Genomic DNA, 5,945 nt, shown 5'->3' with positions numbered 1-5,945 from the left:
GGCGCAAGGCGCGGAATCGCCGGATTTTTTGCCCTGTGAGCAAAGCGCGGGGGCGAACAAACGCCTTTCCCTTTGGCGCCGGGCCTTCTACAAGTCTCGCATGATTCGCCCGACGATCTGGCGCGTTTTTCTCCTCATCGGCGGCGTGGCGTTTGCGGCGCCGGCCCACGCCCAGCTCGCGCTGCCGGGCGCCGCGCCGGCCGCGCCTGCGGGAGCGCAGGCGGCGGCGTCCAAGCCGAAGAAGTCCGCAGGCGCCAGGACCGAAAAAGGCGCAAGAGCCGGCAAGCCCGCGGTAAAGACCGCGGCGGGCCTCGAGTCCGTCGGTGGGCGGCCGCTCATGCTGAACGGCGGGACCGGGCAATTGCTGATCTCCGGCAGCGGCCAAACGTTGCAGGTCGACAAGCTGAGCCTCGCCGGGGAAGGGGTCTCCGATCCTTCCCAGCGCTGCGTCGTCAACATCGTCGGCGAAAAGCCGATCGCAGCGACCAGCGACGGACGGCCCGACGGTCTCGATCGTTACGAGGTCGATGTGCCGGCATGTCCGTTCGCCTTCGACGTCGTCGACGGCGCGGTGCTTGTCCCGGCGCAGATCACCGCCTGCGTGTTCAAGGCCGCCGACTGCCAGACCAGTCCGAGCGGGCTCTGGGGGCCCGACGGCGCGACGCTCGAGGCCGACGCGGCGGCGATCGCCAAGTGGCGCGCCGATGCCGAGAACGCCATGGCTCGCGCGCTGCACGCGCTCGAAGAGCGCGCCAAGGACAATTCCGACGCGGCCAACCTCGTGCGGGACCAGAGCGGCTTCGCCGGGGAGCGCGACGACGTCTGTCGCGACTACGTCAAGGAATCCGCGCATGGTTTTTGCGCCGCGAGCGTGACCGAGGCGAGGGCGGCCCTCCTCGAAGCCCGGCTGGCAGCCCTGTCGCCCGGCGACAAGAGCGACAAGAGCGCGAAGTCGGACAAGCCCGCCAAGCGCAAGAAGGCCAAGGCCGCGGCCGCCGGCGCCGCCGTTGAAAAGGCGCAGTAGCGGCGGCCCCTGCTCGACGATCTGGCCCGGGCGCGCAGTCCGCGCTAAGGAAGCTGCGCCCGTCTTGGAGGCTTGCGACATGACCGCCCATTCGACAGGAACGCCCGCCGGCGGGACCGGCTCCCGATCCGGCACTCTGAAGGCCAAGGCTGCTGAGGAGTTCCGCCGCTTCGTCGGTCTCTTCGTCTATCTCTGGATTTTGTTCGCCGTGTTTGCAATCAATCAGGGCATCGTGCTGCGCCAGCACGACATCGCCTGGAGCATGCAGGGGATGGCCTTCATCAATGCGCTCGTGTTCGCCAAGGTGATGATGCTGTTCGAGATGTTCGATCCCGGCCGCTGGCTGCGCACGCGGCCAATGATCTACCCGATCCTCTACGAATCCTTCCTGCTGATGATTCTGTTTCTGGTCGTGCACGTCATCGAGAAGGTCGTCGAGGGCGTATTCCGCGGAAACACGATCGTCGATAGCCTGCCGGACATCGGCGGCGGCGGCCTGGTGGGCCTGCTCAGCGCCTCCGTCATCATGTTCGTCGCGCTGACGCCATTCTTCGCCCTGCGCAACCTGAGCTTCGCACTTGGCGCCGACCGGCTCCATGCGCTGCTGTTCGGCGGCGGCGCGCCCACGTCGGACGCCTCCGAGCGCTGAATTCGCCCCGGCCGGACGGCCACTTTATTTTGGCGCCGCGGTCGGTTAGGTTTCCCGCGCCAATAACAGCGCCAGGGCGCGGAACAGTGTGGGGTGGACATGGGGATGTGGCAGGAATTCAAGGAATTCGCGATCAAGGGCAACGCCCTGAGCCTTGCCGTCGGCGTGATCATCGGCGCGGCCTTCGGCAAGATCGTCGACGCGCTGGTCAACGACCTCATCATGCCGATCGTCGGCATCGCCGGAAAGGCGGACTTCTCCAACTACTACCTCCCGCTGTCGAGCTCCGTCACGGCGACCAACCTCGCGGACGCGCGCAAGCAGGGCGGCGTGTTCGCCTATGGCGATTTCATCACCGTGGTGATCAATTTTGCCATCGTCGCGATCGCGCTGTTCCTGCTGATCAAGGGGATCACCGCCCTGAACCGCTCGGACAAGGAAAAGGCCGCCGCCGCGCCGCCGCCGCCGAGTCCGGAGGTCGTGCTGCTGACCGAGATCCGCGACCAGCTCGCGAAGCGCGGCGCCTGAGCCTGTCCGGGCTACGGCAATCGGCTCAAGACGTCGCGGCGCTTTCCGCTTCGTCCTGGCCTCGCTCTCCCTGAGGCTCGCGCGCGGCGAGCCAGAACGACGCCTGCGCGATCAGCCCGGACAGCGCGAGCACGATCGCGGAAGCAAGGGCCGGGTTTCGACCTAAGCCCGCCAGCGCGACCAGCGTAGCGCCGACGACCATCTGCGCGGCGCCGTAGAGTCCCGAGGCTGATCCCGTGACGCGCGGATTGACGCTGATCGCCTGCACCAACGCCGCCGGCGCCGCCGCGCCGACGCCGACGCTGAACAAAAACATCGTCCCGATCACGCCCGGCAACGTCACCCGATCGGCGAGGACGAGCGCGAGGAACGCCGTCGCCGCCACGACGCTCAGGCCGTTCGCCCCCACCAGAAACGCGCGGAGCGGAAAGGCCATGATCGTCCGGCTGGCGATCAGGTTGCCGAGCCAGATTCCCGAAACCAGCAGCGCGAGATAGACCCCGGTCTCGGCGCTCGGCACATGCAGCCGGTCGACGAAAATGAAGGGCGCCGACGCCAGGAAGGCGTAGAGCGAAGTCGTGGCGCAGCCTCCGCCGACGGCATAGCCGAGAAAGCGCCGCGATCTCAGGAGGGCGAGATAGGCCTGCATATGGGTCGAAGCGCTGACGTGCGCCATGTCGGGGCGTGTCTCCGGCAGGACGCGCCAGGCGAGCGCGAGGTTGGCGACGCCGAGCGCGCTCAAGCCCAAAAGAATCGTCCGCCAGCCCCAAAGCATACTGAGAGCGCCGCCGATGACCGGCGCGACGGCCGGGCCCGCGGTCACAAGCAGGTTCATGAGCGCAAGACGCTGGGCGGCGTCATGGCCCTCGGAGGTGTCGCGGATGATGGCCCGGGCGAGCACCAGCCCTGCGCAGCCGCCAAACGCCTGAAGAAAGCGCGCGGCGATGAGGGCGTGCGCATCGGGCGCGGCGAGCCCGGCGACGCTCGCCGCGGTGAAAACGGCGAGGCCCGCCAGCAGCGCCGGCCGGCGGCCGAAGCGGTCCGATAGCGGCCCGTAAACGAGCTGCCCGACCGCCAGTCCGAGGATGTACAGACTGACCGTCAGCTGCAATTCGGCCGCAGGCGCCTGGAGGTCGCGCGCCGCGGCCGGCAGCGCCGGCACGAAGATGTGCATGCCGACCGGACCGCTGAAGGTGAACAGTCCCAGGAGCCAGAGCGGGACGAGGATGCGTCGTTTCGCGGTCATCGCCTCGCGGACCTCTTGCGTTCGGCGTCCGCGGGCCGCGCGTCGGAAAGCTTTGCGAGTCGGTTCCTGACGGACTCGAGCAGCCGCAGGGCGCGCGCGAAGTCGTCGTCGGGAAAGTCGCCAAGCACGATGTCGCGGATGTCCTGCGAGACGCGCTCGACCTGATCGACCATCCGCTGGCCTCGCGCCGTCAGAACCAGGCTTTTCGCGCGCCGGTCGAGGCCGTCTTCGCGGCGATTGACGAGGCCGGTCCGTTCCAGCGCGTCGATCAGGCGAACGACCGTGGATCCGTCCAGCGATAGCGAGGCCGCCAGCTCGTTCTGTCGCATTGCCGTCTCGGAGCGCGCGATCCGGAGCAGGGGAAGCCAGGTTGCTTCCGTGAGCCCATAGGCGTGCAGCCGGGCGTCGACCGCGCGCCGCCATTCTCGCGCGATCTGTGCGACAAGTGGGGCGAAGCGGGCGCGATCGTTGTTCGGCGCGTCGGACATGACCTAATATTAAATGGCTTCCAAATTAATGACATATCAAAATCCGCTTGCGTGCCGTGCGGCGCTCCGCCATGACGCGCTGCCATGACCATCGTCTCTTCTCCCGATCGCAACTGGCTCGCCGAGATCCATCCCACCGTCCGCGAGGCTCAGCCGAGCGGCATCGTGGAAGTGTTCGACTACGGCCGCGGCCGGCAGGGGCTCATTCCGCTCTGGGTCGGCGAAGGCGACCTGCCGCCGCCGGCTTCAGTGAGCGAGGCGGTGAAGGCGTCGCTCGACCGGGGCGAAACCTTCTACACCGCCCAGGCCGGAATCCCGCCGCTGCGCGAGGCGATTGCGGCCTATATGACGCGCGTCTACGGCGTGGCGCCGGGCGGCGGCGCGTTCAATCCCGAAAGCTTCTTCGTCACCATCGGGGGCATGCACGCCATCGAGATTGCGACGCGGCTGACCCTCGGCCCAGGCGACGAGGCGCTGATCCCGTCGCCTGCATGGCCAAATTTCGTCGGCGCGATCGAAACGTCGGGCGCGCGGGCCGTCCCCGTCCCGCTCGGCCGGGTAGGGCGCTGGAGTCTCGATCCGAACCGGCTCGCCGACGCCGTGACCCCGGCGACCAAGGTCATTTTCCTGAATTCCCCGGCCAATCCGACCGGCTTCATCGCCACGCGCGAGGAGATTGCGGCGACCCTCGCCCTCGCCCGCGAGCGCGGCCTCTGGATCGTCGCCGACGAGATTTATGGCCGTCTAACCTACGACGGCGCCCGCGCGCCCTCGTTCCATGACGTGATGGCGCTCGACGACAAAATTTTGTTCGTCCAGACCCTGTCGAAGAACTGGGCGATGACCGGTTTTCGCGTCGGCTGGCTTGAGGCGCCGCCGGCGCTCGGGCCGGTGATCGAGAATCTTGTCCAGTTCACCACTTCCGGCGTGCCGGTCTTCACCCAGCGGGCCGCGATCGCCGCGCTGAACGACGGCGAATCGTTCCTCTCGAGCCAGATCGAGCGCTTCCGCCGGTCGCGCGACATTTTGTGCGACGGGCTGGCGGCGACCGGCCGCGTCCGATTCTGTGAGCCCGAGGCGGCGTTCTACCTGTTTTTCCAGGTCGACGGCTTTCCCGACTCGCGCGCGCTGGCGCTGCGGCTGATCGACGAGGCGGGCGTTGGCGCCGCGCCGGGCTCGGCCTTCGGGCCCGGCGGGGAGGGGCACCTGAGAATCTGCTTCGCCCGCGATCCGACGCAAATCGAGGAAGCGACGCGCCGAATCCTGCGATGGCTGAAAAAGTGAGCCCCGCCCGGCCCGCGCTCATCGAGGCGGCGACCGGCGGCGACCGACCGGAGTCGACGGATTGCGGACGTAGCAGACCGCGGCCTTGGACGCCTCAATTGTGCGGATTCCAGACGTTTGTCGAGCGCGAAAGCGCGCGAGCCACTCTGAAGAATGGCGCGCGCCCTCCCTTGTCATCTCGTGCGCTGCCCAAATGAAAGGGGTAATCCTAAAGATACTCTAGTGGCTTTTCTCAAGGCTGGCAGGATGAGCGTTGGCTAATTAGTCTTCGCCTGAACGCGGACGGCTCGTTGGCTTGCAATTCACGCGATGAGCAGCGAAGCCGAGGCCGGTCAGCCGCGCGCGATTCTAACTCGGGCAGGATAACGGGGAATAGGGTAATGGCTAGAACTGTACTCATGGGCGGCGTGTGTCTTTTGGCGCTATCCGTCGTGCCCGCGTTCGCGCAATCCACAACATCCTCAGCCGCGGTGCGTCCTACGCCCGTACGCGCCGTCCCTGCGCCCAAAGTGGACGTGGGTCTTGTTAGCCTCGTCATGGTCGGGACGGCGGCGTTGGCCATCTATTGGCGAAAGCGCAACTCGTAGTGCAAGTTGGCTATCCTCCGCGAGGCGCCGGCTCGCGAAGACCGAAGGGCGTTCGCGCGCCGACTTGAGATCGGCGACCGTCATGTGATGTTCGTGTTCGCTGCGTGCGTTGCGCTGGCAACGTTGTGGCAACGCATGA

7 protein-coding genes are annotated in these 5,945 nt (G+C 67.2%); 4 read left to right on the top strand and 3 right to left on the bottom strand.

Translation table 11 applies throughout. The features are described 5' to 3' along the window. Window positions 1-100 precede the first annotated feature (100 nt). The 3 genes from ACLP25_RS22625 (at window position 101) to mscL (ending at window position 2,201) form a co-directional block, all read left to right on the top strand. On the top strand, window positions 101-1,024 hold the full coding sequence (locus ACLP25_RS22625; RefSeq protein ID WP_442471392.1) for a hypothetical protein: 924 nt from the start codon (window positions 101-103) through the stop codon (window positions 1,022-1,024). 79 nt (window positions 1,025-1,103) lie between these two features. Continuing rightward, window positions 1,104-1,673, top strand: coding sequence for a hypothetical protein (locus ACLP25_RS22620; protein ID WP_442471391.1), 570 nt, complete (start codon window positions 1,104-1,106; stop codon window positions 1,671-1,673). Between the two features lie 105 nt (window positions 1,674-1,778). Continuing rightward, entirely contained in the window at window positions 1,779-2,201 is a 423-nt protein-coding gene (gene mscL, locus ACLP25_RS22615) for a large conductance mechanosensitive channel protein MscL (protein ID WP_442471390.1), read from the top strand. A gap of 25 nt (window positions 2,202-2,226) precedes the next feature. Here mscL and ACLP25_RS22610 read toward each other — a convergent pair whose 3' ends face one another. Together ACLP25_RS22610 and ACLP25_RS22605 are read right to left on the bottom strand one after the other, a co-directional pair. Beyond that, window positions 2,227-3,447, bottom strand: coding sequence for a multidrug effflux MFS transporter (locus ACLP25_RS22610; protein WP_442471389.1), 1,221 nt, complete (start codon window positions 3,445-3,447; stop codon window positions 2,227-2,229). Further along, on the bottom strand, window positions 3,444-3,935 hold the full coding sequence (locus ACLP25_RS22605) for a MarR family winged helix-turn-helix transcriptional regulator (protein ID WP_442471388.1): 492 nt from the start codon (window positions 3,933-3,935) through the stop codon (window positions 3,444-3,446). The genes ACLP25_RS22610 and ACLP25_RS22605 overlap by 4 nt, the downstream gene beginning before the upstream one ends. Before the next feature lie 84 nt (window positions 3,936-4,019). On the opposite strand from ACLP25_RS22605, the gene ACLP25_RS22600 reads away from it, so the two are divergent. Further along, window positions 4,020-5,219 carry a pyridoxal phosphate-dependent aminotransferase gene (locus ACLP25_RS22600; protein ID WP_442471387.1) on the top strand — a complete coding sequence of 400 codons (1,200 nt, stop codon included), beginning with the start codon at window positions 4,020-4,022 and terminating at the stop codon, window positions 5,217-5,219. Window positions 5,220-5,680: 461 nt separating this feature from the next. On the opposite strand, the gene ACLP25_RS22595 is transcribed toward ACLP25_RS22600, so the two are convergent. Continuing rightward, window positions 5,681-5,945: hypothetical protein (locus tag ACLP25_RS22595; protein WP_442471386.1), on the bottom strand; the 265-nt coding region annotated here is incomplete at its 5' end.

Origin of the sequence: Roseiarcus sp. (assembly GCF_052145395.1) — a bacterium.
Taxonomy (GTDB): Bacteria; Pseudomonadota; Alphaproteobacteria; order Rhizobiales; family Beijerinckiaceae; genus Roseiarcus.
Note: the sequence above shows the minus strand (reverse complement) of the source record. Positions and strands in the feature narration are given on the sequence as shown.

What these genes read in the sequence shown, in the direction of transcription:
- ACLP25_RS22625 (WP_442471392.1), top strand. Translation starts at nt 101, where the DNA reads ATGATTCGCCCGACGATCTGGCGCGTTTTTCTCCTCATCGGCGGCGTG.
- ACLP25_RS22620 (WP_442471391.1), top strand. Translation starts at nt 1,104, where the DNA reads ATGACCGCCCATTCGACAGGAACGCCCGCCGGCGGGACCGGCTCCCGA.
- mscL (WP_442471390.1), top strand. Translation starts at nt 1,779, where the DNA reads ATGTGGCAGGAATTCAAGGAATTCGCGATCAAGGGCAACGCCCTGAGC.
- ACLP25_RS22610 (WP_442471389.1), bottom strand. Translation starts at nt 3,447, where the DNA reads ATGACCGCGAAACGACGCATCCTCGTCCCGCTCTGGCTCCTGGGACTG.
- ACLP25_RS22605 (WP_442471388.1), bottom strand. Translation starts at nt 3,935, where the DNA reads ATGTCCGACGCGCCGAACAACGATCGCGCCCGCTTCGCCCCACTTGTC.
- ACLP25_RS22600 (WP_442471387.1), top strand. Translation starts at nt 4,020, where the DNA reads ATGACCATCGTCTCTTCTCCCGATCGCAACTGGCTCGCCGAGATCCAT.